General features: G+C 53.7%; 29 protein-coding genes. 9 read left to right on the forward strand and 20 right to left on the reverse strand.

Annotated features, from left to right (window positions below; translation table 11 throughout):
* Positions 1-17: 17 nt before the first annotated feature.
* Positions 18-1,529, forward strand: coding sequence for a YifB family Mg chelatase-like AAA ATPase (locus tag R1T41_RS07795; protein WP_317341062.1), 1,512 nt, complete (start codon positions 18-20; stop codon positions 1,527-1,529).
* On the opposite strand, the gene R1T41_RS07800 is transcribed toward R1T41_RS07795, so the two are convergent.
* The 5 genes from R1T41_RS07800 to R1T41_RS07820 all read right to left on the reverse strand — a co-directional run bounded on the left by R1T41_RS07800 (position 1,530) and on the right by R1T41_RS07820 (position 4,428).
* Complete coding sequence (locus R1T41_RS07800) at positions 1,530-2,093, reverse strand: class I SAM-dependent methyltransferase (protein ID WP_114109228.1); 564 nt, start codon at positions 2,091-2,093, stop codon at positions 1,530-1,532.
* A gap of 151 nt (positions 2,094-2,244) precedes the next feature.
* Positions 2,245-2,538, reverse strand: a complete 294-nt coding sequence (locus R1T41_RS07805) for a hypothetical protein (protein WP_062949984.1) — start codon at positions 2,536-2,538, stop codon at positions 2,245-2,247.
* A gap of 68 nt (positions 2,539-2,606) precedes the next feature.
* Entirely contained in the window at positions 2,607-2,900 is a 294-nt protein-coding gene (locus R1T41_RS07810; protein ID WP_062949982.1) for a hypothetical protein, read from the reverse strand.
* A gap of 88 nt (positions 2,901-2,988) precedes the next feature.
* Positions 2,989-3,459 carry a GNAT family N-acetyltransferase gene (locus R1T41_RS07815; RefSeq protein WP_317341066.1) on the reverse strand — a complete coding sequence of 157 codons (471 nt, stop codon included), beginning with the start codon at positions 3,457-3,459 and terminating at the stop codon, positions 2,989-2,991.
* Positions 3,460-3,684: 225 nt separating this feature from the next.
* A complete protein-coding gene (locus R1T41_RS07820) occupies positions 3,685-4,428 on the reverse strand; it encodes an SDR family oxidoreductase (protein WP_317341067.1) in 744 nt (247 codons plus the stop codon).
* Positions 4,429-4,569: 141 nt separating this feature from the next.
* On the opposite strand from R1T41_RS07820, the gene R1T41_RS07825 reads away from it, so the two are divergent.
* The gene (locus tag R1T41_RS07825; RefSeq protein WP_411045554.1) at positions 4,570-5,466 is read left to right on the forward strand and encodes a LysR family transcriptional regulator; all 897 of its coding nucleotides are present in this window, start codon (positions 4,570-4,572) and stop codon (positions 5,464-5,466) included.
* 79 nt (positions 5,467-5,545) lie between these two features.
* On the opposite strand, the gene R1T41_RS07830 is transcribed toward R1T41_RS07825, so the two are convergent.
* The 13 genes from R1T41_RS07830 to ade form a co-directional block, all read right to left on the reverse strand.
* Entirely contained in the window at positions 5,546-6,505 is a 960-nt protein-coding gene (locus R1T41_RS07830) for a glyoxylate/hydroxypyruvate reductase A (RefSeq protein WP_317341068.1), read from the reverse strand.
* A gap of 178 nt (positions 6,506-6,683) precedes the next feature.
* Positions 6,684-7,103 carry a VOC family protein gene (locus R1T41_RS07835; RefSeq protein WP_097053390.1) on the reverse strand — a complete coding sequence of 140 codons (420 nt, stop codon included), beginning with the start codon at positions 7,101-7,103 and terminating at the stop codon, positions 6,684-6,686.
* Positions 7,104-7,138: 35 nt separating this feature from the next.
* Positions 7,139-7,618 (reverse strand): DUF6314 family protein, encoded by a 480-nt coding sequence (locus tag R1T41_RS07840; RefSeq protein WP_317341071.1) that lies wholly within the window; start codon positions 7,616-7,618, stop codon positions 7,139-7,141.
* Between the two features lie 75 nt (positions 7,619-7,693).
* Positions 7,694-8,065 carry a histidine triad nucleotide-binding protein gene (locus tag R1T41_RS07845; protein WP_317341073.1) on the reverse strand — a complete coding sequence of 124 codons (372 nt, stop codon included), beginning with the start codon at positions 8,063-8,065 and terminating at the stop codon, positions 7,694-7,696.
* 32 nt (positions 8,066-8,097) lie between these two features.
* A complete protein-coding gene (locus R1T41_RS07850; RefSeq protein ID WP_297012282.1) occupies positions 8,098-8,424 on the reverse strand; it encodes a phosphoribosyl-ATP diphosphatase in 327 nt (108 codons plus the stop codon).
* Positions 8,425-8,426: 2 nt separating this feature from the next.
* Positions 8,427-9,188 (reverse strand): imidazole glycerol phosphate synthase subunit HisF, encoded by a 762-nt coding sequence (hisF, locus tag R1T41_RS07855; RefSeq protein ID WP_062949970.1) that lies wholly within the window; start codon positions 9,186-9,188, stop codon positions 8,427-8,429.
* A 25-nt stretch (positions 9,189-9,213) separates the two neighbouring features.
* Entirely contained in the window at positions 9,214-9,942 is a 729-nt protein-coding gene (gene hisA / locus R1T41_RS07860; RefSeq protein WP_317341077.1) for a 1-(5-phosphoribosyl)-5-[(5-phosphoribosylamino)methylideneamino]imidazole-4-carboxamide isomerase, read from the reverse strand.
* Positions 9,939-10,493 (reverse strand): GNAT family N-acetyltransferase, encoded by a 555-nt coding sequence (locus R1T41_RS07865; protein ID WP_062950533.1) that lies wholly within the window; start codon positions 10,491-10,493, stop codon positions 9,939-9,941. Before R1T41_RS07865 ends, hisA begins: the two co-directional genes overlap by 4 nt.
* Positions 10,490-11,140, reverse strand: coding sequence for an imidazole glycerol phosphate synthase subunit HisH (gene hisH / locus R1T41_RS07870; protein WP_317341079.1), 651 nt, complete (start codon positions 11,138-11,140; stop codon positions 10,490-10,492). Before hisH ends, R1T41_RS07865 begins: the two co-directional genes overlap by 4 nt.
* Positions 11,137-11,577 carry a DUF2628 domain-containing protein gene (locus tag R1T41_RS07875; protein ID WP_062960285.1) on the reverse strand — a complete coding sequence of 147 codons (441 nt, stop codon included), beginning with the start codon at positions 11,575-11,577 and terminating at the stop codon, positions 11,137-11,139. The genes hisH and R1T41_RS07875 overlap by 4 nt, the downstream gene beginning before the upstream one ends.
* A 71-nt stretch (positions 11,578-11,648) precedes the next feature.
* Positions 11,649-12,248, reverse strand: coding sequence for an imidazoleglycerol-phosphate dehydratase HisB (hisB, locus tag R1T41_RS07880; protein ID WP_317341081.1), 600 nt, complete (start codon positions 12,246-12,248; stop codon positions 11,649-11,651).
* 148 nt (positions 12,249-12,396) lie between these two features.
* A complete protein-coding gene (locus R1T41_RS07885; RefSeq protein WP_317341083.1) occupies positions 12,397-14,529 on the reverse strand; it encodes an adenylate/guanylate cyclase domain-containing protein in 2,133 nt (710 codons plus the stop codon).
* Between the two features lie 122 nt (positions 14,530-14,651).
* Positions 14,652-16,382 (reverse strand): adenine deaminase, encoded by a 1,731-nt coding sequence (gene ade / locus R1T41_RS07890; protein WP_317341085.1) that lies wholly within the window; start codon positions 16,380-16,382, stop codon positions 14,652-14,654.
* Positions 16,383-16,589: 207 nt separating this feature from the next.
* On the opposite strand from ade, the gene hslV reads away from it, so the two are divergent.
* Together hslV and hslU are read left to right on the forward strand one after the other, a co-directional pair.
* Positions 16,590-17,150 (forward strand): ATP-dependent protease subunit HslV, encoded by a 561-nt coding sequence (gene hslV / locus R1T41_RS07895; RefSeq protein WP_062960281.1) that lies wholly within the window; start codon positions 16,590-16,592, stop codon positions 17,148-17,150.
* A gap of 58 nt (positions 17,151-17,208) precedes the next feature.
* Positions 17,209-18,519: an ATP-dependent protease ATPase subunit HslU gene (gene hslU / locus R1T41_RS07900; protein ID WP_317341087.1), complete on the forward strand. Its 1,311-nt coding sequence runs from the start codon at positions 17,209-17,211 to the stop codon at positions 18,517-18,519.
* 84 nt (positions 18,520-18,603) lie between these two features.
* Here the strand turns inward: hslU and R1T41_RS07905 are convergent, their stop codons facing one another.
* Both R1T41_RS07905 and R1T41_RS07910 read right to left on the reverse strand, forming a co-directional pair.
* Positions 18,604-19,992: an ATP-binding protein gene (locus tag R1T41_RS07905; RefSeq protein WP_249278167.1), complete on the reverse strand. Its 1,389-nt coding sequence runs from the start codon at positions 19,990-19,992 to the stop codon at positions 18,604-18,606.
* A gap of 267 nt (positions 19,993-20,259) precedes the next feature.
* Positions 20,260-20,841, reverse strand: coding sequence for a malonic semialdehyde reductase (locus tag R1T41_RS07910; protein ID WP_062949956.1), 582 nt, complete (start codon positions 20,839-20,841; stop codon positions 20,260-20,262).
* A 213-nt stretch (positions 20,842-21,054) separates the two neighbouring features.
* On the opposite strand from R1T41_RS07910, the gene R1T41_RS07915 reads away from it, so the two are divergent.
* The 5 genes from R1T41_RS07915 (at position 21,055) to cysK (ending at position 25,828) form a co-directional block, all read left to right on the forward strand.
* Positions 21,055-22,173 (forward strand): polysaccharide deacetylase family protein, encoded by a 1,119-nt coding sequence (locus R1T41_RS07915; protein ID WP_317341090.1) that lies wholly within the window; start codon positions 21,055-21,057, stop codon positions 22,171-22,173.
* Positions 22,174-22,318: 145 nt separating this feature from the next.
* A complete protein-coding gene (gene coaBC / locus R1T41_RS07920; protein ID WP_317341091.1) occupies positions 22,319-23,536 on the forward strand; it encodes a bifunctional phosphopantothenoylcysteine decarboxylase/phosphopantothenate--cysteine ligase CoaBC in 1,218 nt (405 codons plus the stop codon).
* A gap of 69 nt (positions 23,537-23,605) precedes the next feature.
* On the forward strand, positions 23,606-24,079 hold the full coding sequence (gene dut / locus R1T41_RS07925) for a dUTP diphosphatase (protein ID WP_317341092.1): 474 nt from the start codon (positions 23,606-23,608) through the stop codon (positions 24,077-24,079).
* A 139-nt stretch (positions 24,080-24,218) separates the two neighbouring features.
* Entirely contained in the window at positions 24,219-24,674 is a 456-nt protein-coding gene (locus R1T41_RS07930; RefSeq protein ID WP_062950528.1) for an RrF2 family transcriptional regulator, read from the forward strand.
* A 203-nt stretch (positions 24,675-24,877) separates the two neighbouring features.
* Positions 24,878-25,828, forward strand: coding sequence for a cysteine synthase A (gene cysK, locus R1T41_RS07935; RefSeq protein ID WP_062949947.1), 951 nt, complete (start codon positions 24,878-24,880; stop codon positions 25,826-25,828).
* Positions 25,829-25,882: the final 54 nt, after the last annotated feature.

The following is a 25,882-nucleotide window of genomic DNA, read 5'->3' on the forward strand; positions in this document are numbered from 1 at the left end:
ACGGGGATCAGCACCATATGACAGCACGGGTTACGACCGTCGCCTTTGCCGGGATTGATACAATTCCGGTCGATGTGCAGGTCCAGATGGCAAGCGGTTTACCGGCCTTTACCGTGGTTGGTCTGCCTGACAAGGCAGTTTCCGAGGCACGCGAACGTGTAAGGTCGGCACTTTCGGCGATGGGGCTGGCATTGCCGCCCAAACGCATAACGATTAATCTGGCCCCGGCTGATTTGCTGAAAGAAGGATCGCATTTCGATCTGCCGATTGCACTTGGCCTTTTGGCCGAAATGGATGTGATAGGGCACGAGGATATCGCCAGTTTTGTCGTGCTGGGTGAGCTGGGACTTGATGGCAGCGTTACAGGTGTTGGTGGGGTTTTGCCAGCAGCCATGCAGGCGAACAGCATGGAAAGGGGAATTATCTGCCCCGTTGACAATGGTGCGGAGGCCCTTTGGGCCGGGGAGCTTGAAATTCTCGCACCATCACGCCTGACCACCTTGATCAATCATTTCAAGGGCACACAAATCCTCCCGCGACCAAAGATGCCCAAGACTGAACCATCGCCCATCTCCCTGCCCGATCTTCGCGATATCAAAGGGCAGGAAAGCGCCAAACGCGCGCTTGAGATTGCCGCGGCCGGAGGGCATAATTTACTGATGAGCGGTCCTCCCGGTTCGGGGAAATCGATGCTGGCGGCAAGGTTGCCGGGGCTTTTGCCAGAACTGGATGCCAGACAGGCACTTGAAACCACAGTAATCCATTCGGTTTCCGGTATGTTGCCTGAAGGCGGGCTTATTCGTACCCGTCCCTTTCGTTCGCCGCACCATTCAGCATCCATGCCAGCACTTGTTGGTGGGGGACACAGGGTGCGACCGGGCGAGATTTCGCTGGCGCATAATGGTGTGCTGTTTTTGGATGAATTACCGGAATTTCAGCGCAATGTCCTTGATGCGTTACGCCAGCCGCTTGAAACTGGGCAGGTATCTGTGGCACGCGCCAATGCCCATGTGACTTACCCCGCGCGCGTCCAACTGGTCGCCGCGATGAACCCTTGCCGGTGCGGATACTTGGGCGACAATGACCTTGCCTGTACGCGGGCGCCGCGTTGCGGCGAGGATTATCAGGCCCGAATATCAGGGCCCCTGCTGGATCGTTTTGACATTCAGATCGACGTTCCGGCCGTCCGTCCTGAAGAGCTTGACCTTCCCTCAGGTGGCGAGACGACGCAAACCGTGCGGGACCGGGTTCTGGCCGCGCGTACCGTTCAGTCATTACGATATAAAAATGATCATATTTCAACCAATGCCGAGGCAGATGGTGAAGTGCTGCAGACTGCTGCGGCACTTGATACTGATGGCCGCGGTCTTTTGCAGGATGCCGCGCGTCAGATGAGGCTGTCGGCACGCGGGTATCATCGTGTTTTGCGCGTTGCGCGCACAATTGCCGACTTGGCAGGCATGGATGGCGTCAAGCGTAGCCATATTGCCGAAGCTCTTGGCTATCGGCATATGGTGTATCGGCGATAATCAGGACATGCGTGAAATACGATAAACCGACGATGGTGGAACATTGCGAACAATGGTGCCAATTCGTACGGATTTAAGACCCATTCGTTCCAGAATGGCGGAGGGTACCGGGCAGCGCGGGCCATAGGTAAACTGATAAAATGCCCCATCGGGTCCGAGATAACGGAATGCACCGTTCAATACTCCCATCACCTGACGCGGGCGCATTGACAACAAAGGAAGTCCGCTGATGGCGGCACCAAGGCCGTGCGCAGGATACAAATCACTACGGGCAAGCCGGGTGGCATCTGTGTGAAAAACACGGGCGCGCGGATAGCGATCTGCCAACAGGCGCGCGAATTCCGCCCCGGCTTCAATCAGGGTCAGATCACCTTCATCAAGACCGCGCGCAATCAGAGCCCGGGTAAAAACACCGGTTCCCGGTCCAAGCTCCAATACCGATCCGGTTGTGGGGGAAATTTCAGACGTAATCATTTCTGCCAGAGCCGGGCTGGAAGGCGATATGGCCGAAACGCGTCTGGGGTCGGCTACCCAGGCCCGGAAGAACGGCAAAAGATCTGACATGGCGGTTCCCTGTATTGACCACGAATGACGATATTTTCCCCGACTGGTGCACTATATGGGGATGGGAAGATGTGCAGTGCAACGTGTTGTCACGAAATATCGATCCTCATCATGTCGTTACAGGTGCGGGTTTGTGTTCTTTTTGTGTGGTTCAGTGGGTATTCTTGCGCAGCTCGTCGATCAGCTGTGCCTTGTCGGGGTCGGCATGGAAACTTGACGGAATGATCATCATACCCTTCGTGCCATCACGGGCCTCTATCATGTAAAGGGTGGCGTCATCCCCCGGATCGGTGCCGGCATCGACACTGTTGCTATGAACGATTTTTAGATCGGCAGCAGCATAAACCGGACCGCTGCCGTCGCAGCGTACCCCGCCTGCCTCGTAGACAAAATGATGTGAAAAGCCATGACGGATGGCATTTTCCTGAAGTTCGGCCAAAGTCATTGTCGTCTCTCCTGCTGGTTACGGGATACCTGTTCCTGAAACGCGGAAGCGATGCGACTGTTCCGATTCTATCGGGACTGACTGCGCAGATGATCGATCAGTTCCGCCTTGTCGTGCTCGGTGTAAAAGCTGCTGGGCACGATCAGGGTGCCACGTGTGCCGTCGCGGGCTTCAATCATATAAAGCGTGGCGTCATCCCCAGGATCGGTGCCGCTATCGACGGATCGACTATCGATAATGGTCAGATCATTGGCGGAATAGCTGACTTCCTTACCATCGCAGGTGACATGATTTCCGGTCGCACTGAAATGGTGGGTGAAGCCCTTTAGTGTGGCAATTTCCTGCAGTTCGGAGAGGTTCATGTCTTAAGCTCCGTTTGCTGGTGTTTCCGGGATCTCGATCATAGCACTATAAGGCTGGGAAATATTGCCATCACTATGGCAGAAAACCTCAGATTTCCTTTTTCATACCTTCGTGGCTGGCAACAAAACCAAGCCGTTCGTAGAAGCGATGGGCATCCTTGCGGGTTTTGTCGGTGGTGAACTGCACAAGCGATGCGCCTAGTGATTTCGAAATCGAAATGGATTCGATGATCAATTTTTCGCCTACTTTCTGACCTCGGCATTTCGACGGTACCCGTACACCTTCGATCTGTGCACGCAGACGGCCTTTGCGCGAAAGTCCGGCAATCAGGGTCAGTTGCAGACAACCGACAATGTCATTCCCCTGACATGCTAAAAGGTATTTGTTTGGAAGGGCTTCGGTGCTTTGACTTTGCATGGCATCAAACGCGGCATAACAGACATTGGGCAGCGGATTGCGCAGTTCTTCGCGGGTTTTACCCTTTTCGTCATCGGCGAGAAGGGTAACGATGGCAGGCAAATCTTCGCGGGTGGCATAGCGGAAGGTAATATCGGTCATAAAGGCATCCTTGTTCGGGACATGGTGCCATCATGATGGAAAATCCGGAACTTGCCAATTTACCCAGCGGAAATTTCGCAAAACTTCTGCCCCTGTTTCGGCAACAGGGTGGTCTTCAAACGGCAAGGGTGCCTTCCCATGCATTGGAAACGGCACCCTTGGTCAATTACCCTGTCGCACAGGATCTGGGGAAAGGCGGCAAGGCAATCAATTTAGTGATCCAGATCAGGCAAGCCCGCCATTGGCGCGTAGCGTCTGTCCGTTGACCCAGCCCGAATCCGGTCCGGCCAGGAAGGAAACGACACCGGCGATGTCTTCGGGTTGACCAAGACGTTCAATCGGCGGCATTTTCGAAAACTGTGCGATTTGTTCATCGGTTTTACCATTCAGGAACAGTTCGGTTGCAACCGGGCCGGGGGCGACGGCATTTACCGTAATGTTACGACCACGCAGTTCCTTGGCATAAACACCTGTCATCGCTTCAACCGCTGCCTTGGTTGCGTTGTAAACAGCATAACCCGGCAATTTCAGATGTAGGGCGGTGGTCGAAAAATTGATGACACGTCCGTCGTTACGCAGGCGCTTGGCCCCCTCGCGCAGCATGTTGAAGGTGCCGCGCACATTGGTATCCATCATCGCGTCATAGATCGCGTCACTCATTTCCGAGATTGGCTGTGTTGTCATGATACCGGCATTATTGACAATGACGTCAACCCCGCCAAAGCGGGTTTCGGCGTGATCAAACATCTGTTTGACGGCATCTGCATTGGTGATGTCGGCCTTGATTGCCATCGCCTGATGGCCGCTTGCTGTCAGTTCTTCGACAAGGGCGTCCGCGCTGGTAGCGCTGTTGGCATAGTTGATAACAACCGCAAAGCCATCCTGTGCCAGGCGTTTGGCAAGGGCGACACCAATGCCGCGTGCGGCACCGGTGATGATGGCGGTTCTGGTTTCATTTGCGTTTGTCATGTCGGGTTCTCCTGTTTGGTGATGAACCAATTTCGATAGGCGGAGTATGAACCGGATGACATTTGGGATAATTACGCCATAATCGACAATACTGTTCGATTATCTACAACAATTGGAAATATGATGGACCGGTTCGAGGAGATGCGGAACTTTGTTCGCATTGTCGAGCGCAGCAGCTTTACCAAGGCCGCGACGGATCTTCAGATCCCGCGTGCCACCATGACCAATACCATTCAGCGCCTTGAAGAACGGTTGGGCACGCGGCTTCTGAACCGGACCACCCGACAGGTCCGGCCAACCCTGGATGGTGAAGCCTATTACAAGCGCTGTATCCGGATACTGGGCGAACTGGAGGAAGCCGATGGCCTTTTTCGACCGTGTGCGCCCAAGGGGCTTTTGCGCGTCAATCTTCAGGGGACACTAGCCCGGATGTTTGTCATTCCGGCTCTGCCTAGCTTCATGGACGAATATCCCGATATCACGCTTGTGGTGGCGGATGGTGACCGCTATGTCGATCTGGTTCATGAAGGATATGATTGTGTGTTGCGCAGTGGGGAGTTGGTCGATTCATCCATGATCGGCCGTCGTTTGGCAACAATGCCCGAGGTGACGGTTGCAAGCCCCGGCTATCTTGAAAAATATAGCATGCCCGAACAGATCGAGGATTTTGAACGACAGGGGCACCGGGTTGTTTCCTTTCTTTCCGGGGCGGATGCCAAGCCGATGCCACTTGATTTCACAATTAACGGTCTTGTGCGGCAGGTGGAGATTCCGGCCAATATTTCCGTGACCGGTGCGGATCTGTATATGGCGGCAGCTATTGCAGGACTTGGGATCATTCAGGTCCCGCATTACCGTGCGGTGGCCGATCTGAAGGCCGGTCGGCTGGTCGAAATCCTGCCGCAATATCCACCGGAACCGATGCCTGTATCGGTGCTTTATCCACAGAACAGGCAACTTTCACCGCGCGTTCGTGTGTTTACCGACTGGTTGGGGCAGCTTTTTGCCAATGGGGTTGAAGGGCTAATGGCAGGCTGAATGAGATTTGCAGTGAATAACACTGGCCTCCAGGATGGCTAGCGATACCATCTCATCTCTTCCGTGTTGTCGTTACGGCTTAGTATCCGGTTTTACGATCAACAAGGCCGCGCGGGGTTTCGCCGCGGGTGATGCGATCAATATTTTCGGCGATCTGATCGACCGATTCCTCAATTCGGGTCGCGGCCGCGATATGCGGCGTGATGCGGATTTTTGGATGGTCCCAGAACGGATGGTTTTCGGGTAGCGGTTCGTTGACCGCAACATCAAGGAACGCGCCGCGCAGATGACCGGTGTCAAGCAGGCGTAGCAAATCAGCTTCGACAATCATCGCGCCACGTGCGGCATTGATGACAGCGGCATCCTTTGGCAGGTGTGACAGGGTCTTGCCATTCAAAACACCTTCGGTTTCGGCGGTGCGCGGCAACATGCAAATCAGGATGTCAGACTGTGACAGGAACTCGCGCAGGGTTTCGGACCCGGCATAGGTTGTAATGCCGTCAATCGCCTTCATCGTGCGGCTCCAGCCTGATACGGCAAAGCCAATCTGCGTCAATGCACTGGCAACCGCAGCACCAAGTGCCCCCAGCCCCATCACGCCAACCCGGCATTTGGAAATACGGGCAACATCATGCTGGGCCCAGTCGGCCTTGGCTTGCTGGCGGGCGTAAATATCGAAATCACGCATAAAATGCAGGGCGGCATATAGATGATATTGCACCATCTGATCGGCCATACCGGCATCTTCAAGACGAATGACCGGCACATCCGCCGGAAGGCTGGGTGCTGAAAGCACATGATCAACCCCCGCGCCAAGCGAGAAGATCGCCTGAAGGTTGGTCAGGCTTTTAAGCAGCCCCTGTGGCTGTTTCCACAACAGGGTAAAGTCAATCGTTTCGGGATCGTAATTTTCATGTTGGGTGACGATATATGCATCCGGCAGTCGGGAAACCATCGCCTCTTTCCATTGTTCGTCCACGCCCGCCGCGGCAATCAGGATTTTCGGGTTGGCATTGGCGGTGGGGCTGGCGGCAGACATGGGCAATTCTCCTGACGGGCGGATGAAATGGGTTGATGATTTTGGAGTGTTGCGGATATCGGTCGGAACCGGTATCGCTAATAACACATGATCATATAACGCATTGCAGAGCAAAGCGTTCCGGCACTGTGATCAAAGTCGGTTGGCAGCTCGCCCAAAGGCGGCACGATAAGGCAAATCAGTGCGCAAAAATCATCGCCGGATCGCGGAATGTCTTGAATTCAAGGCCATTGCCAGCCGGATCTTCGACAAAGAAAGTTCCCTGTTCGCCCGGTTCATCTTTGAATCGGATTTTCGGTTCGAGCAGGAATTTGACCCCTGCAGCTTTCAGGCGATCCGCGAGATCATGCCATTTCTCCCATTCCAGAACCGCGCCGAAATGCGGGATGGGTACCGCATCGCCATCGACATTTCCGGCACCGGCATTTTGGCCTGCTTCGGGGCGAACATGGGCGGAAAGCTGATGACCAAAGAAATCGAAATCAATCCACGCCTCGGTTGAACGGCCTTCGTCACAACCAAGGATGTCGATGTAAAACGCGCGGGTATCGGCAATCGATTTAATCGGAAACGCCAGATGGAACGGGGGTAGCGACATGGGAACCTCATAACGTTAAAGAAAATTGCTGCGGCCTAGGCACTTGGTTTTCGATGATAAATACTGTGCAACAAATGATCTTTCTTTGGGCCTGTTATTTTTATTTTCGTTTCGAAATGATTTCTATCATACCAGATCATGCAATGATGATAAAAATCCTCCCCACAAGTGTGAATGTCGCGCGCGCTGTACCCTTCGTCAGCAGTATCCTCACCGAATTGCAGCAGCACATAGCGATTGCCAAAGCTTAATGGATCACGAAACAGCATCTCGATCGCGGGCGGTTTTTCATGCAGGACGAAGTCATATTCGCGGTAACCGTCAAAGCGTTTGCCATCGCCGCGTTCAAGAATCCCTTCCTCTCGATAGCGCAGAAAACCTGCCTTTTCCGGTTCTGCCATGTGGAAGGTCACATTGCCACTGAACTTTCCTGTAGGACCAAGGTCGCGCTCAAGCGTCCAGTGACCCGGGAGGTTTTGAAAAATCGTTGCGGTGGATGGCACAGGTTGGATCATGACATTCCAATAAAGCAAAAAGGCAGGGACGCCTTGGTTGCCCTGCCCTGAATTCTGGTTTCGCGGGCGTTAACCTTAGTCTTTTGGCAACATCAGGCCCAGCTTCTTGCCGCCAATGATATGAACATGCAGATGCGGGACGTCCTGACGGCCGTGATCGCGGGTATTGGCGATCAGACGGTAACCGTCCTCGACAACGCCTGCCGTGGCGGCAATTTTGCCGATTGCGCGGGTATAGGCGATGATTTCCGCGTCCGATGCGTTGGTCGCAAAGTCGTCATAGCTGGTATAGGTACCCTTTGGGATCACAAGGATATGGGTCGGGGCCTGCGGGGCGATGTCGTGAAATGCAAGGACGTGGTCGTCCTCAAAAACCTTGTTACACGGGATTTCACCACGAAGAATTTTGGCAAAGATGTTTTGTGGATCATAGGCAGAGACGGCCATGGGGATGCTCCTGATCTTGACGGGATATGACCCTACTTATCTGTGCGGGATGCCTTTTCGGCAATACCGGAAATACCCTGGCGTTCGGCCAGAATGTTCCATACGTCTTCCGGCTTTACCCCCTGATCGGCCCAAAGCACGGTCAGGTGATAGAGAAGATCGGCACTTTCCGATGCGACTTTTTCCGGGGTTTCGGCAAGGGCCGCGATCACGGTTTCAACGCCTTCCTCGCCAACCTTCTGGGCGATTTTTGCCGTGCCTTTGGCAAAAAGTCTGGCGGTATAGCTGGTTTCGGGATCGGCACCCTTGCGGGCGGCAACCACAGTGTAAAGCTGATCAAGAATATGTTTATTAGTCATAATCACCCCTCGCGGACCGGGATGCCGGCTGCTTTCATGTGGTCCTTGACCTCGCGGATACGATAGGTCCCGAAATGGAAGATCGAGGCAGCCAGAACCGCCGAGGCATGGCCTTCGGTCACACCTTCGACCATATGGTCCAGCGTCCCGACACCGCCCGATGCAATCACCGGCACATGTACGGCATCTGCAATTGATCGCGTCAGCGGCAGGTTAAAGCCCGACTTGGTGCCATCCCGATCCATCGAGGTGACCAGAAGTTCCCCGGCACCATATTCGGTCATTTGTTTTGCAAACGAAACAGCATCAATCCCGGTTGGTTTTCGGCCGCCATGGGTGAAGATTTCAAACTTGTCCGGGCCGGTCGATTTGGCGTCAATCGAAACCACAATGCACTGTGACCCGAACTTGCGTGCTGCTTCGCGCACGAAATCGGGGTTATTGACCGCAGCCGTGTTGATCGAAACCTTATCCGCACCGGCCAGAAGCAGCTTGCGAATGTCTTCAAGCGTGCGTACGCCACCGCCGACGGTGACGGGCATAAAGCAGGCTTCTGCCGTGCGAGCGACGACGTCGAAAATTGTATCGCGATTGTCGCTTGATGCGGTGATATCAAGGAAGCAAAGCTCGTCAGCGCCTTCGGCGTCATAGATGCGCGCCTGTTCTACCGGATCGCCAGCATCGATCAGATCAACGAAATTAACCCCTTTGACGACACGACCGTCCTTAACGTCGAGACAGGGAATGACACGGGTTTTCAACATGATCGGTTATCCTGTTTGGGTCCGTTCAGGACAATGCCCTGATGGCATCTGCCAGATCAATACGGCCGTCATAAAGCGCACGCCCGGAAATCGCGCCGTCAATCCCGGCATCGGTATGTTTGGCAACCGCTATCAGATCATCCAGCGATGAAACACCGCCTGATACGATGACCGGGGTCGAAATCGCACTGGCAAGGGCCACTGTGCTTTCGATATTGGGGCCGCCCATTGCACCATCGCGGTCAATATCGGTAAAGATGATTGCGGTGACACCGCAATCCTCGAATTTTTGTGCCAATTCAAGGGCGGTGACTTCGGATGTTTCGGCCCAGCCTTCGACCGCGACATAGCCACTGCGGGCATCAATACCAACCGCAATCCGGCCCGGCCATTTTACACAGGCTTCCTTGACGAAATCGGGATTACGCAGGGCCACAGTGCCAAGGATCACACGGGTAATACCCTTGTTAAGCCAGTAATCAACCGTTTCCATCGTGCGAATACCGCCGCCAAGTTGTGTTTTGGCCTTGCCAGAGACTGCGGCAAGGATGCTGTCGACAGCTGCGCCATTGACCGGTTCTCCGGCAAAGGCACCGTTCAGATCAACGATATGGACCCAATGGCAACCAGCAGCAACAAATTCACCAGCCTGCGCGCCTGGATCGTTGTTGAATACGGTGGCCTTGTCCATATCACCGCGCAGCAGGCGAACGCAGGCACCATCTTTAAGGTCGATTGCCGGATAGAGATTCACTGGTCAGTGTCCTGTATTTTCTTGGTGTAGTAGTAACCTTCGACCATTTTGCCGTCGACCATCGCATAATAAGGATTGATACCCCAACGGACATAACCCAGCCCATTATAAAGTGCGATGGCAGCAGTCTGGGTTTCACGAAGATCAAGTTTCAAAACCGAGTAACCGCGTTCACGTGCATAAAATTCGATGCTGCGCACGATGGCCTTTCCATTGCCGCGCCCGCGCGCCCACGGTGCCACGAAATGGCCGGTGATCTGGGCCGAATGGCGCTGTGCTTCAAGGTTGGAAGGTGTTTCAAGAAGCTGTGCGGCCCCGGAAATCACGCCGTCTACACGCGATACAAACAGATGACGTCCCGGCATCAGTAAAACGCCGCGCCAGTATTTTTCCATATCCGGACGATCCGGCGGTGTTAACCAGCCAAAACCACCGCCTTCGATGATTGCCTGGGTACAGGCATCAACGATGTCGGAAAGGTCGCCCGCACTAAGTTCCGTAACGCGTTCGGCGGTAACACCGGGTTCGATCGTATTGCTGGGTGCGGTCATGGTTTCCATCCCAGGAAGTTACCAATGATGGTAAGTCCGGTTTTCTGGCTTTTTTCCGGGTGGAATTGCGTGCCGATCATGTTGTCACGCCCCATCATTGCGGTCAGCGCCCCGCCATATTCGACCGATGCCAGACGCTCGTCCGGGTTTTGCACATGCATGTGATAGCTGTGTACAAAATAGGCGTGATCGCCATCCGAAATATCCGACAGCACGGCATGTTTCCTGCCCGACGGATCAAGCACCAGCTCGTTCCAGCCCATATGCGGGATTTTAAGCGACGGGTCGGCGGGTTCAATCGCAACCACCTCTCCCTTAATCCAGTCAAGACCCCGGGTATCGGCAAATTCACGCCCGACGGATGACATCAACTGCATGCCGACACAAATGCCAAAGAATGGCTTGCCGCCCTTGATGACCTGTTCGTTCAGAACTTCGACCATACCGGTAACGGCATCAAGTCCGGCCCGGCAATCAGCATAGGCACCAACACCGGGCAGGACGATATGGCTGGCATTGCGGACCTTTTCCGGATCATCGGTGACAATGATATCGGCGGAAATGCCGTTTTCGCGGGCGGCGCGTTCAAACGCCTTAGCAGCAGAACGCAGGTTGCCTGAACCGTAATCGATAATCGCAACACTCATGGGTATTGGGTGCTCCCGGATAAGGGGGTGGGTGCAGCAATTTGCAGGTTATTGTAAGACGCCTGACCGCCACGCAGACGATCAAAGAAGCGATGTTCGGCTGCGTTTTCGTTGGGGCCAGCGACAATTTCGACAAGCTTCCAGCCGCGGGCCGTAAGCTTCTTGCGGCGCAAGTCATTGGCAATCAGGCCAAAACCGATGCCGGTCGCAAGGGCGAGGGCAAAATCCATTTCCGGTCCGCCGTCAAACACATAGATCAGCAGATTGCAAATCAGCGATACGCCAAGCAGGCCAAAAAAAGCGGCCCACAAACGGTGATAAAGCGCCCATATACCGCTAAAAACAAAGGCCCAGAAATTAAAGCCTTCGCGGATCAGGATCGCATTTTCCATCGGATCGGCATCGCCGGGATGGGTATGAACTGTGTAAACCTTCATCGAAAACCGACTTCCTGTTCCGGGTGATGCGTCACTCGGTCATTCGGATCTGATCAGGGGCATTTGGCGGGTTAAAGCGACCCGCCCAGAACACCCTTGGTCGAGGGAATGGCATCGGATTTGCGCGAATCGATTTCGATCGCACTGCGCAGGGACCTCGCCAGCGCCTTAAAGGCACTTTCGACGATATGATGGTTGTTATCGCCATACAGGTTTTCGACATGCAGCGTCAGACCTGCGGCCTGGGCAAAGGCCTGGAACCATTCGCGGAACAGTTCGGTGTCCATATCGCCAAGTTTGTCGCGGGTAAATTCGACATTCCAGATCAGATAGGGGCGGTTTGAACAATCCAGCGCGACACGTGTCAGCGCCTCGTCCATCGGAAGCAGGCAGCTGCCGTAACGATTGATGCCCTTTTTGTCGCCCAGTGCCTGCGAGAACGCTTGACCAATGGCGATACCGGTATCTTCGGTGGTGTGATGGAAATCGATATGCAGGTCGCCCTTGGCCCGGACTTTAAGGTCCATCAGGCTATGGCGTGAAAGCTGTTCGAGCATGTGATCAAGGAAGCCAACCCCGGTCTCGACATCATAGATGCCGGTTCCGTCAAGATTAAGCTCGACCATGATCTGTGTTTCGTTGGTATTGCGCTCTACGCGGGCCTTGCGCATGCAAAGCTCCTTTCCTGCAGGTATCGATGCATCTGTTGGGTCGTATTTAGCAATAACAGCAGCGAAAAGCCAGTTTAACCGGCTACGCATTGGCCGCAAATATGTCCGGAGCCTGCAGTTGGCCGGCTCGGGTTGCTTAGCGGGAGGTTTATTTGGTTTCGATATGGGAAACGCCACCCCAGTCGCTAGGTGGCGGTGACTTTATGAATTGTCGGCAACGTTTGATATAGATCGAAACAAGTTTGTCCACGCTCGCCTGCGTTTTCAGGGCATTAAAGGCTTCCAGAGACTCTTGCCAGTTGCGGTCTCTATAAAGCTTCATGCATGCGTTCCACTTGGAGACCTCGTCATATTGTTCTTTGGTGGCAGAGAGGTCACTATTTGCTTCGTCCTTTTCGCCCAACAGCTCAAAAATATCGACTGGAAGGGTTGTGCCAACCGGGGAAACGCGGTCCACAAAACGAAACAGGAAGTTTTCCTGTGCTTTTCGGGCGATGGTGCCGCTGGCGAGAATGCGGGTGCCATAAATTTTGTTCAGCCCCTCTATCCGGGAGGCAAGATTAACCGCTGCACCCAATGCAGTATATTGAATGCGACTTTTTGACCCAACATTGCCAACCACGACCTGATCGCAATGCAGACCGAACCGTGTACGTAGGGGAAACAGTTCCGACTGGCTGGAAATCGAATTCAATTGCCGTCCGGCATGTCGGCAGGCCAATGCAGCCCGGCAGGCATGAACGGCATGATCCGGGTCCGTTGTCGGGGCGTTCCAGAAAGCCATGATCGCATCGCCAATATATTTGTCGATCGTGCCGTTGCCATTGGCGGTGATTTCCTTTTCCATGGCCGCAAAGTAGTTTGACAGTTCAAGCATCAATGCCGTTGGCGCATAGCTTTCGGTCTTGCCGGTAAAGCCCTCAATATCGGTAAACATGATCGACAATTCGCGCGATGTACCTCCGATTTCGACGGGGTGGCCAGAGGCAACAATCGACTTCACCAGATCAACAGGTACGTAAGAGCCAAAGTTCTTCAGACTTACTTTCATATTCGATACCGCATTGGCCAGCGCACTGACTTCGTAAATATGGGACGACATCTGAAAGTCGCCTTCAAGATCGAAATGGCCGACTCTCTCGGCCTCCAACGCTACGGCATTAAGCTGGCGGCTTAGCATGCGCGATATGATAACGATCAGAATAACGGTAACAACGATGATGATTGCCGCAATCTGCAAGACGTTTCGGGTGGTTTCCTTGATGGCACCGACAAATTCATCTTCGGGTACGATGAAGCCAAGTGTTGGGGAAATACCAAATAATTCGGGAATGGGCGCTGCGGATGCCAGATATTTACGCCCATCTTTGGTTCCTGTGAAGTCGAAGAAAGTCTCGCGACTTTTTATCCATTGCGTAATCGCCGTTTCGACAATGGAATCATCAATTTTACGATTACCGGCTTCGGTAAATTTCAGATCGGTGGCATCGTCACGTGTCCCGCTATAAGCGATGACACCATCCTCCCTATCAAGAAGAAAGACACGGCCTTCGTTGCCTATCCGGATGTCGTTCAGGATGTTTGTGATCTTGTCCATTGTCAGGTCCGCGCCGACAACACCCAAGAGTTTTCCGTCGGTATCTGTCACCCGTTTGGCAAAGGTAACCCCAGGTTTTCCGGTGCTATTAAAAATGTAGAAGCTACTTACGAAAATCTCGTCTTGCTTACGTGCACCTTCGTACCAAGGGCGGGTTCTGGGATCATATTCAACGTTGATCTTTTCGCGCCCTGTAACCGTTCCCCAAGATGACTGATACAGGAACGTTTCGATCATATCATTGGTCGGTCCGTCGATTGTGCGATAGATGATTTTGGTATTTGCGGGTAACGGGCTCTTGTTCGGACCAAATTCCGCAACGCCGACAGGGACTTGTACGACCTGATAAAATTGCCCTTGATCCTCAAGGCCAAAGAACAAGCCGTAAATATAGGAATAGGGTTTGATCTGGCTTGCCATGACAGCCCCGCTACGCGGTTCGGTTATGGCTTCTGGGAAGGTTTTGATAAAATCAACGCTTGTTTCAACCACTTGCCCGACCGGGACGATCACATTTATCAGGTTTTCAACCGTATTTTCCCGCGCGGAGGTCATCTCGGATCGCGCTGTTTCCAATGCAAGCCGGTGATTACTTTGGTAAAGAATGGCAACAGTGATCCCGATCATGAATACCGCGATTGCTGTGAACGCGGTGGTCACACCTATTTGCAGTCTGATCTTCACCTGTTCACCCCATCGTCAATTCCCAGGATCAGATATTTCTTTTCCGGGTTGAAGATTGGTATGTGGTATTGCGCGTTAGGATGAAAACCCATCCATTAGAACAGGCTAAAGGTGCCAAAAGGTCAGACAAAGTCAAACTTGTCGACGTCAAACAGGCCTTTGTCGGTCATTTTCAGATGCGGGATTACCGGCAAGGCCAGGAAGGCGACCTGAAGGAACGGTTCGGGCAAAACACAGCCAAGATCCTTGGCCGCAGCGCGCAGTGTGATCAGGTCGTTTTCGACGACCTCGAACGGTTCCGTGCTCATCAGTCCGGCGACCGGTAACGCCAGTTCGGCCGTAATCCTGCCGCCATCTGCAACGGCAAAGCCGCCACCCAATTCGATCAGGCGATTGACGGCGGCGGCCATATCCGCGTCATTGGCACCGACCACGGTGATATTGTGGCTGTCATGGCCGACCGAAGATGCAATTGCCCCGCGTTTCAGACCAAAACCACGGACGAAACTGCGCCCGATATTTCCGTTCTTGCCATGGCGTTCGACGACGGCCACCTTGATCACATCGTTTTCAAGATCGGGCGTCAGCCCGTTTTCACCAATTTCGAGGGTGGCTTCATCCCGGAAGGTCAGGATCAGGCCGGGTTTGACCTTGATCACCGGGGTCTGATTCTGACCCGGTTTGGGCTTAGTCATGAAGGCCTCGACGTTGACCGGTTTGGCCTTCATTGATGTTAAACCAATTGGCGCAACGGTTTCGCGGGCGTCAAACAGACCGTTGGTGACCAGTCGTCCACCGGCAATCACGTCGCTGACCGCACAGGTTTCCAGATCATCAAGGATCGCGATATCGGCCCGCCAACCGGGCCCGATCAGGCCGCGGTCACGTAGCCCGAAAATACGGGCCGCCGAATGCGATGCCGCGCGATAGACATGATGGATTGGGCAATTACGTGCCTTTAAATGACCGATTAATCTTTCAATAAGGCTATCAAGATGACCTTCTTCGCCGATATCAAGCGGATTGCGGTCGTCCGTGCACAGTGCAACGAAGCTTGAAGTGTTTTCATCAAGGATTTCGGCCAGTGCCTCAAGATCCTTGGAAACCGATCCTTCGCGGATCAGGATCGCCATGCCTTTGGCAAGTTTTTCGCGCGCTTCGGCGGCGGATGTTGCCTCGTGATCGGTGCGAATGCCCGCAGCCATATAGCCGTTCAGTGCAGTGCCTAGAACCAGCGGTGCGTGACCGTCAATGTGACCATCCTGAAAGGCTTCAAGTTTTGCCATGATGCCGGGATCAAGGTTCAGAACACCGGGATAATTCATCATTTCTGCCAGCCCTACAACCTTGGGATGGTTTCGGAACGGCAGAAGATCATTGATTTCAAGCTGCGCACCCGATGTTTCAAAACCGGTGGCCGGCACGCAGGAAGATAGATTGACGCGGATATCCATCACGGACCGTTCGGCGCAATCCAGAAAGTATCTAATTCCGTCTGCGCCCAGAACATTGGCAATTTCATGGGGATCACACAGGACCGTGGTCACACCATGCGGTAAGACGCAGCGATCAAATTCAAGCGGTGTGACGAGCGAGCTTTCGATATGCAGATGCGTGTCGATGAAGCCCGGAACGGCGAATTTGCCGGTACAGTCAATTTCGCGATCACCTTCGTATTTGGCGTGGGTGCCGACAATCCGGTCGCCGACAATGGCAATGTCGGTTTCAGTTACTTTGCCGGTGATGACATCAAGCAATCTGACATTGCGCAGGACCAGATCGGCCTTGATCCTGCCCTGACCGGCCATAATGCATTTGCCAAGATGGGTGTGGGCAAGGTCGGGATTGCTCATGACTATCGTCCTTCATTCTTTGAAATTCTTTTATCGACCAAGGGTAAAGCATGTGGCGGCGATACGCCCTGAATTTTTTAACCTCTTTCGCTTTGAAACAGTGTTTGTGAATCGGCAATTGTGGTTCGCGGGGCTTGGCCCTTGACCGGGCGGTTGTGCGTGCTAACTCTTGATCGAATGCATTGGATGAAAATCTAGGGATTATTTATGAGCGAACAATCGCAGCCGAGCTGGCATGGCACGACGATTCTGTCAGTGCGCAAGGGCAATGAAGTGGTGGTTGCCGGTGATGGTCAGGTTTCTTTGGGCCAGACCGTAATCAAGGGTAACGCCCGCAAGGTGCGCCGCATCGGCCAGAAAGGCGAGATCATCGTCGGATTTGCCGGGGCAACGGCGGATGCCTTTACCCTTTTGGAACGTCTTGAAGCCAAGCTGGATCGTCATCCGGGCCAGACCATGCGCGCCTGTGTTGAACTGGCCAAGGATTGGCGCACGGATCGTTATCTGCGCAAGCTTGAAGCAATGATGGCGGTGGCCGACAAGGATGTTTCGCTGGTGCTGACCGGGATGGGTGATGTGCTTGAACCCGAAGACGGCATTATTGCCATCGGATCGGGCGGGAACTATGCGCTTGCCGCCGCACGGGCTCTGATTGATCTGGACCTGAGTGCCGAGGAAATTGCCCGCAAAGCCATGGCGATTGCCGGTGATATCTGTGTTTACACCAATGACAGCGTCACGCTGGAAAAGATCGAGGATGCGAAATAAGGGTGCCGTTTCGGGCCTGACATCGCATTTCCGTCGCAAGAACTAACGGATAAATTTAATGACCCAACATTTCAGCCCGCGCGAGATCGTTTCCGAACTGGATCGCCATATTATCGGTCAGAAAGATGCCAAGCGCGCGGTCGCCATTGCCTTGCGCAACCGCTGGCGGCGTCAACAACTTGACGACAATATGCGCAATGAAGTGCTGCCCAAAAACATTCTGATGATCGGCCCGACCGGCGTCGGTAAAACCGAAATTGCCCGGCGTCTTGCGAAACTGGCAGAAGCCCCGTTTATCAAGATCGAAGCCACCAAATTCACCGAAGTCGGTTATGTCGGCCGTGATGTCGAACAGATCGTTCGCGACCTTCTGGAAGTGTCGTTGGACCTTACGCGCGAAAGCATGCGTAAGAAAGTCCGTGCCAAGGCGGAAATGCAAGCCGAAGAACGCATTCTGGATGGTCTGGTTGGTGAAAATGCATCGGCCGATACCCGCCAGAAATTCCGCAAGATGCTGCGCGAAGGCGAATTGCAGGACAAGGAGATTGAAATCCATGTCCAGGAAAGCAGTTCATCCTCGTTGCCGACCATCGATATTCCGGGGATGCCGGGGGCACAGATGGGGATGCTTAACCTGTCGGACGTGTTTGGCAAGGCATTCGGCGGTCAGACCAAACCAAAACGCATGACCGTCGAGGAAGCGTTTGAACGTTTGATCGACGAGGAAGGCGACAAGCTTCTGGATATGGACAAGGTCACCGCCGAGGCGATCGAGAATGTCGAGCAGAATGGCATCGTGTTCCTTGACGAGATCGACAAGATCACAGCACGATCCGAACGCGGCGGCGATGTATCGCGCGAAGGTGTCCAGCGTGATTTGCTGCCGCTAATCGAAGGTACAAGTGTTTCGACCAAACATGGCACGGTCAAGACCGATCATATCCTGTTTATCTGTTCAGGTGCATTCCATCTGGCAAAGCCTTCTGACCTGCTGCCGGAATTGCAAGGCCGGTTGCCGATCCGGGTCGAGCTGAAAGCCCTGACCGAGGAAGATTTCCGCCGTATTCTGATGGAACCGGAAGCGTCCCTTATCAAACAGTATGTCGCATTGTTGAAAACCGAGGATGTTACGCTGGAATTTACCGACGATGCAGTTGATGAACTTGCCCGCATTTCGGCCAGCGTCAATGAAACCGTGGAAAATATCGGCGCACGTCGACTGCATACGGTGTTGGAAAAGCTTTTGGATGACATCAGCTTTACCGCGACCGACCGGGGTGGTGAGACGGTCAAGATTGATGCGAATTACGTCCGCGAACAGGTCGATGAGCTTGCCAAGGATGCAGACCTTTCGAAATTCATTCTTTGATCCTTGGCGATAGCGAAAAACAAAAGACCGGCATAAAAATGCCGGTCTTTTTATTTTATGCGAGATATTCAGGTCTTCCCTGAATCAGGCTCGATGCAAGGTTCGGATATTATCGCTGGCCTTGGCAGGCAGATAGACCGTAAAGACCGATCCGACACCCTGTTCGCTGTCGATAGTCATTGTGCCGCGGTGGCGCTGCACCAGATGTTTAACGATGGCAAGACCAAGACCGGTGCCGCCAACGGCCCGCGACCGCGCCGTATCCACTCGGTAAAACCGTTCGGTCAGGCGTGGCAGATGTTCGCGTGCGATCCCGTCTGAATGATCCCGAATGGCGACGGCCAGAACACGGTCATGCCGGTAACGGGCTAATGCACCGGGGGTGTTTTTGGCCAATGTGATCGAGACATCAATACTGGTTTTCGGGTGACCGTATTTGATGGCATTTTCGACCAGATTGACGAAAACCTGCGTCATTTCCTTTTCCTCGCCAACAATTTCCGTGTTGTCGAGTTCGCAGGAAACCTTGATTTCCATGCCTTTCGCTTCGGCTTTCATGGCGAGAGTCTGTGCGACTTTGTCGATGATCCTGCCGATATCGCAGTCATCGGATGGCGGAGTATGTTCGTTCAACTCAATCCGGGCGAGTGACAGCAAATCTTCGATCAGATGCTGCATGCGCTGTCCCTGATCACGCATGACCGGCAGGAACTGGTTCAGGGCATCGGGATCATCTTTGGCTGGGCCTTCAAGCGTTTCGATAAAGCCCAGCAACACTGAAAGTGGTGTGCGCAATTCATGCCCGGCATCGGTTGCGAAATCGGCACGCATTTGTTCAAGCTTGCGAAGTTCGGTCAGGTCCGAGAAGGACAGAACAAAGTTCCGGTCGCCGGTTGCGGCGGGCAACCGTGCGGTTAGCACATCGAAATGACGATGGGCATCACTTGCCAGTACAAATTCGGCATGTTTCATCTGCTCGCGTTCGCCCGCGACATCATCAAAGGCGTCCAGCAGGATCGGATCGCGGATATAGCGTGTCAGATCACGACCGATTTCCAAATTGTGGAATAGGCCACGCGCTGCCTGGTTAAAGCCGGTAACAACGCGTTGCCGGTTCACCATCACCACCGGGTTTGGCAGGTGGTCGAGAATTTCGGCATCCGTACTGGTCTGGGCTTCGAGATGGGCGATGCGTTCGCGAAACGTGCTGGCGATCTGGGTATAAAGAGACGATAGTTCGGACGCGGCACCGAAAGAGAGATGCTGTGGCGGTGTGCCACGGAACTTGTCACGCAAAGCCATGGCGTAGCGTGCTACACGGCGCAAATCGCCAAAATAGATGCGCAGGACCCCGGCAATGCCAAGCCATGCCAGCGTTGCACACAGGATCGCCGTGCCCCAGCCAAGCAATTCCATCGCCGCCAGAATGATAAATATCGTGGCAGTCGGGAATCCAACCGCAAATGCGGTCATTAACAATTGGCGAAAGCCCAACGGATGCTCCTGATGTTGGGGATCTGTGCCGGTACGCGTTAACGCATGCAAAAAATTTGGACTAAAATGATTATGCGCCAGTAAAGATCAAATAAAAGTTAGATGACAGTTTTCAAGCATCGGAAAAGCTTGAAAAAATACGTCGTCTGAACCGTGATCATACATGCGTATAAGCCGGGTTTGCCAATAAATATGCAAATGCGTTAACGCCGTTGTCCCGCGTCGGTTTTGACCTCCGATAGCAAATCAGAGAATTTCGGCTCCTTCGTCAAACGCAAGACGTGGGCTGCGGGCAAACAGTTTTGACGCATCACCATAGCCGATATTGATCAGGAAATTGCTTTTGACCGGGGTACCGGCAAAAAATTCGGCATCGACCTTGGCATTGTCAAAACCTGACATCGGGCCGCAATCAAGGCCCATAGCCCGCAACGCAATAATGAAATAACCGGCCTGTAGCGTACCATTGCGAAATGCGGTAGCGGCAATTGCGTCATCCTTGCCGGCAAACCACGATCTCGCATCTGTATGCGGGAAGAGTTGCGGCAGTTTTTCATAGAATTCCATGTCATGGGCGATAATGGCAGTCACCGGTGCTGCCATGGTTTTTTCAAGATTTCCTTCGGAAAGTGCAGGTTTCAGCCGTTCCTTGGCTTCGGGTGATTTGACGAACTTAATCCGCATCGGCTCGCAGTTCGCACTGGTCGGACCCATGACGGTAAGGTCCCATGCCTTTTTTAGCAGAGCCGTATCGACGTCACGATCCTGCCAGCAATTGTGGGTTCGGGCTTTGTTGAAAAGGATGTCGAGTGCGTCGGAATCAAGCATGCGAATCTCCGTTAATGCTGCGGTTGAAACAGGTATCCTGAAGTTAGGCTACGGAGGACTATACACAAGCGCAGTGACGAAATTGTGGAAAAACAATTGGTTCGCTGGTAGGTTCACAAAAAACACAATTACCGGAAACCATGAAATCAAGGCTGTGGTTTTGGGGGCTGCAGTGACCAATGAGTGGGGTCGCAAATAAAGATGGATGTGGCAATGCAATCACAGACCAATGTGCAGCAAAATTCTGACGCTGTTGTGTGCGCCAATGGCGTGAATATGTTTCGTTGCATGGTATTTGGTGCGGCCTTTGCGATTGGCCTGACGGTTGGAGTTTCGCCGGGGATTGCGCAGGAAGCCAGCACAAGTGGTGCAACCACGTCCGCAGAATCACCGTCAGGTAATGCAAACTCGGCCGTTGTCTTCATGTATCACCGGTTTGCGGAAACCGATTACCCGTCGACCAATATTCGCGGGCCGCAATTTGAAGCACATATTCGCGAGCTGACAAACGGAAAATACACGGTGATGGGTGTCCCCGAAATCATCGATGCCATGCAAAACGGCAAAGGATTGCCTGATTACGCTATCGGTATCACCGTCGATGATGCTTACCGGTCTGTGTATGATGTTGCGTGGCCAGCGTTTAAAAAGCACAACCTGCCGATGACAATATTTGTTTCGAGTGAGCAGGTCGATGCCGGGTACGAGAATTACATGACCTGGGACATGTTGCGCGAGATGGTCAAAGACGGGGTTACCATTGGCGGCCACAGCCAGCATCATTCGCATTTGCCGAGCTTGTCGGTCGAGGAAGTGAAAGCGGAACTTGCGCATTCTGCCCGGCGCTTCAAGGAAGAACTAGGCTTTGTTCCGGACATTTTTGCGTATCCTTACGGGGAAGCCAGTGATGATGTGATCGCGGCGGTCAAGGAGGCCGGTTACAAGGCGGCATTTGGCCAGCAAAGTGGTGCCGTGAGCACAGAATCGGATATAATGTATCTGCCGCGTTTTGCGATGAACGAGAATTATGGCGAGATGGACCGTTTTACGCTGGCAGCCAATTCATTGCCACTACCGGTCAGCGATGTAACCCCGCCAAATTATACGCTGGAACGTAACCCGCCAGCGTTTGGGTTCACATTGAAGGAAAAGACAGGTGATGTCGCCTGCTACCCGTCGGAGGGTGAACCGACCATGAACCGGCTAGGCGAAGAACGGGTTGAAATTCGGCTGGATGCCCCGGTTTCGTCAGGACGGTGGCGGATCAATTGCACCTCGATGGGGCCGAATGGCCGGTGGCGCTGGTTCGGAATGCTTTATACCGTTCCGTGATAAATTGTTGAAAATGAATAGTAAAATAACGCCATGGGTTTTACGAACCTGTGGCGTTTTTTCTGATCATTTTGGACGCTTGCACGGGATCAACGGAGAAGGTAGGTTAACCACACTTCTTCAACGTAAATAGTTGGTAACCACAGTGCTAGCAGGAAAAAATATCCTTCTGATCATCTCGGGCGGCATTGCTGCCTATAAGGTTCTTGAGGTGATCCGACGCTTGCGCGACCGGGAGATCAATATCCGAGCGATCCTGACCAAAGGCGGTGCGGAATTCGTAACCCCGCTTTCGGTGGCCGCCCTGACCGAGAACAAGGTTTATCAGGATCTTTTTTCCCTGACCGATGAGGCCGAAATGGGCCATATCCGCCTGTCGCGTGAGGCTGACCTTGTGCTGGTCGCCCCGGCAAGTGCGGATATTCTTGCCAAAATGGCGACTGGACAGGCGGGCGATCTGGCGACGACGGCCCTGCTTGCGACCAACAAGCCGGTGATGGTTGTACCGGCGATGAATGTCGAAATGTGGAATCACGCAGCAACACAGGCAAATATCGCGACTCTTGAAGGACGCGGTGTAATGCGGGTTGGTCCGGCGACGGGTGATTTGGCATGCGGTGAAACCGGATCGGGCCGTCTGGCGGAACCTGCCGAAATTATTGCGGCGGTTGTTGATTTTCTGGAAGGTCAGCCAGCCAGAAAGCCGCTTGCTGGGAGAAAGGCAGTTGTGACCAGCGGTCCGACACACGAAGCGATTGATCCGGTGCGATACATCGCCAACCGGTCGTCGGGCAAGCAGGGTCATGCAATAGCCGCGGCACTTGCTGTTGCTGGAGCCGATGTGACGCTGGTGAGCGGACCGGTCAGCTTGCCTGATCCGACGGGGGTCAAGGTTGTGCGGATCGAAACGGCCCGGCAGATGCTGGATGCTGTGCAGGCTGCGTTGCCTGCCGATATTGCGGTATGTGCCGCCGCGGTTGCCGATTGGCGTGTGGCCGCAGAAGCCGGTCAAAAACTAAAAAAAGATGGGTCGGGTGTAATTCCGGACCTGAAGCTTTCGGAAAATCCGGATATTTTGGCAACCATCAGCCAGAAAGGGCCAAAACGCCCGGATTTGGTTGTTGGTTTTGCAGCCGAAACAGAAAATGTCATCGAACATGCCCGCGCCAAGCGGGCGCGCAAGGGATGCGACTGGATTCTTGCCAATGATGTGGCACCGAGTGCGGGCACCTTTGGTGGTGATCACAATGAAGTTTTCCTGATTTCCGGCGCGGATGGTGCCAGTGACGAGGTCTGGCCCCGGCAGGGCAAGGCCGGTGTCGCACGTGCGCTTGTGCAACGGATTTCCCGGCATTTTGCCTGATTTGAATAGTTTGATAACCCGCTGCATGTCCAAGGCGTGCAGCCAGAAATATGAAGACAAGGAACTTTTATGACGCGTTTGACTGTCGATCTGAAACAGTTGCCCCATGGTGCAGATTTCCAGCTGCCTGACTATGCCACCGCACAGTCGGCGGCCGTCGATCTGCAGGCGGCGATTGACGATACGCTTGTGATCGCGCCGGGTAAACGGGCCATGGTCGAAACCGGAATCGCGATTGCCCTGCCAGCCGGGTTTGAAGCGCAAGTTCGTCCGCGTTCGGGGTTGGCGGCGAAGAACGGTGTGACGGTTCTTAATAGCCCGGGAACGATTGACGCTGATTACCGCGGCGAAATCAAAGTGATCCTGATCAATCATGGGGATGAGGCATTTACCATCGAACGTGGTATGCGCATTGCCCAGCTTGTGGTCGCGCCGGTGACGCAGGTGGCATGGAATGCGGTTGCCGATCTGGATGAAACGGCGCGTGGTGCCGGTGGTTTCGGATCGACCGGTGTTGCCGCACCGGTAGGTAAAACGGACTGATTACCGTTAAAGGCAGCAGCAATATCACCGAGGAATATGGGTCGGTTGGTGATGTTGCTGCCTTGTGAACTCTGAAAATGGCTGGTCCCGGTACTTCCGGGGGGATCGACGGGACCGCAAGGGGAGTATGAAAGAAACGATGTTAAAACTGTCAAAGAAGATGCTGTTTGCCATCGAGGCGGTGGTGGACATTGCCTATAACGCCGCAGGTGAGCCAGTGCAAAGCCGTGACATCACCGCGCGCCAGGGTATTCCGAAACGCTATCTTGAACAGACTTTGCAGCAGCTGGTGCGTGCCGACATTCTTGTCGGTGTGCGTGGTCCGCGTGGCGGCTATCGTCTGGCACGTGAACGTCGTCGTATCACCCTTGCCGATATCGTGTCGGTCATCCGGTCGATGGAAACATCCGATGACCCGATCGAGGATCCGGCAGGATCTCCGTTGGGTAAGGAAGTCGTGCGCCCGCTTTGGCGTGAATTACAGGACGAAATGATGGTGTCGCTGACCCGGATCACGGTCGAAGATTTATGTAATAGAGCACGTGACGCTGGTCTGCGAAGCGGGATCGAGGAATCCCCGGATTTCATCATTTAATCGTCGGAACAGGCTGCGGATTGTTGTATCGTTAAACCACAAGAATCCGCTGCGGTTCACATCTGATACACAGGCATCAGGAAACCAGCCCAACCGGGATTTACGTAAAAACTGTTTAAACCCGATTGACTTGGGTGTTAAACGGGATAAATACAAAATCAGAATGTGGTTGGTTTTAAATTACAAGAAATTGCGAGGAAAACATGACTGAGTTTCGCGGCAAGATTTACGACAGCATCATCGACACCATCGGTGCGACGCCGCTGGTTCGTCTTTCACGTCTGGCGGCGGCCGAGGGTGTGAAGGCAGACCTGATTGGCAAGCTTGAATTCTTCAACCCGCTGGCCTCGGTCAAAGATCGTATCGGTCTCGCAATGATCGAGGATGCCGAAAAATCAGGACGCATCAAACCTGGTGCGACGCTGGTTGAACCGACTTCAGGTAATACCGGTATTGCGCTAGCTTTCGTGGCGGCGGCCAAGGGTTATAAACTGATCCTGACCATGCCTGAAAGCATGTCGCTGGAACGCCGCAAGATGCTGATGCTTCTGGGCGCGCAGATCGACCTGACCCCGGCTGCCAAGGGCATGAAGGGGGCGGTTGCCCGTGCCGAGGAACTGGTTGCCGAGATTGATGGCGCGATCATGCTTCAGCAGTTTGAAAACCCGGCAAACCCGGAAATTCATCGCAATACCACTGCCGAGGAAATCATCAAGGATACCGCCGGCAAGATCGATATCTTTGTTGCCGGTGTCGGTACCGGCGGGACATTGACCGGTGTTGGTGAAGTCCTGAAAAAGCATAACCCGAATATCCAGATTGTTGCGGTTGAACCGGAAGACAGCCCGGTTATTTCCGGTGGTGCACCGGGCCCGCATAAAATCCAGGGCATTGGTGCCGGTTTCATTCCGGGCAACCTTCATACCGATGTGATCGACAAGGTCATGACGATCGGAAACGAAACAGCCTTTGCCACTGCGCGCAAACTCGCAAGCATTGAAGGCCTGCCGACCGGCATTTCGTCCGGCGCGGCTGTTGCCGCTGGTATCGAGTTGGGTCAGTTGCCGGAAAACGAAGGCAAGCGCATTGTGGTTATCATCCCGAGCTTTGCCGAGCGTTACCTGTCGACCCCGCTGTTCGAAGGTCTGCAGTAATTCGGTTTTGCTGACCGAGTATCTTGTAAAAAAGGCCCGGAATTTTCCGGGCCT

Source organism: Thalassospira lucentensis, from assembly GCF_032921865.1.
Classification (GTDB): Bacteria; Pseudomonadota; Alphaproteobacteria; order Rhodospirillales; family Thalassospiraceae; genus Thalassospira; species Thalassospira lucentensis_A.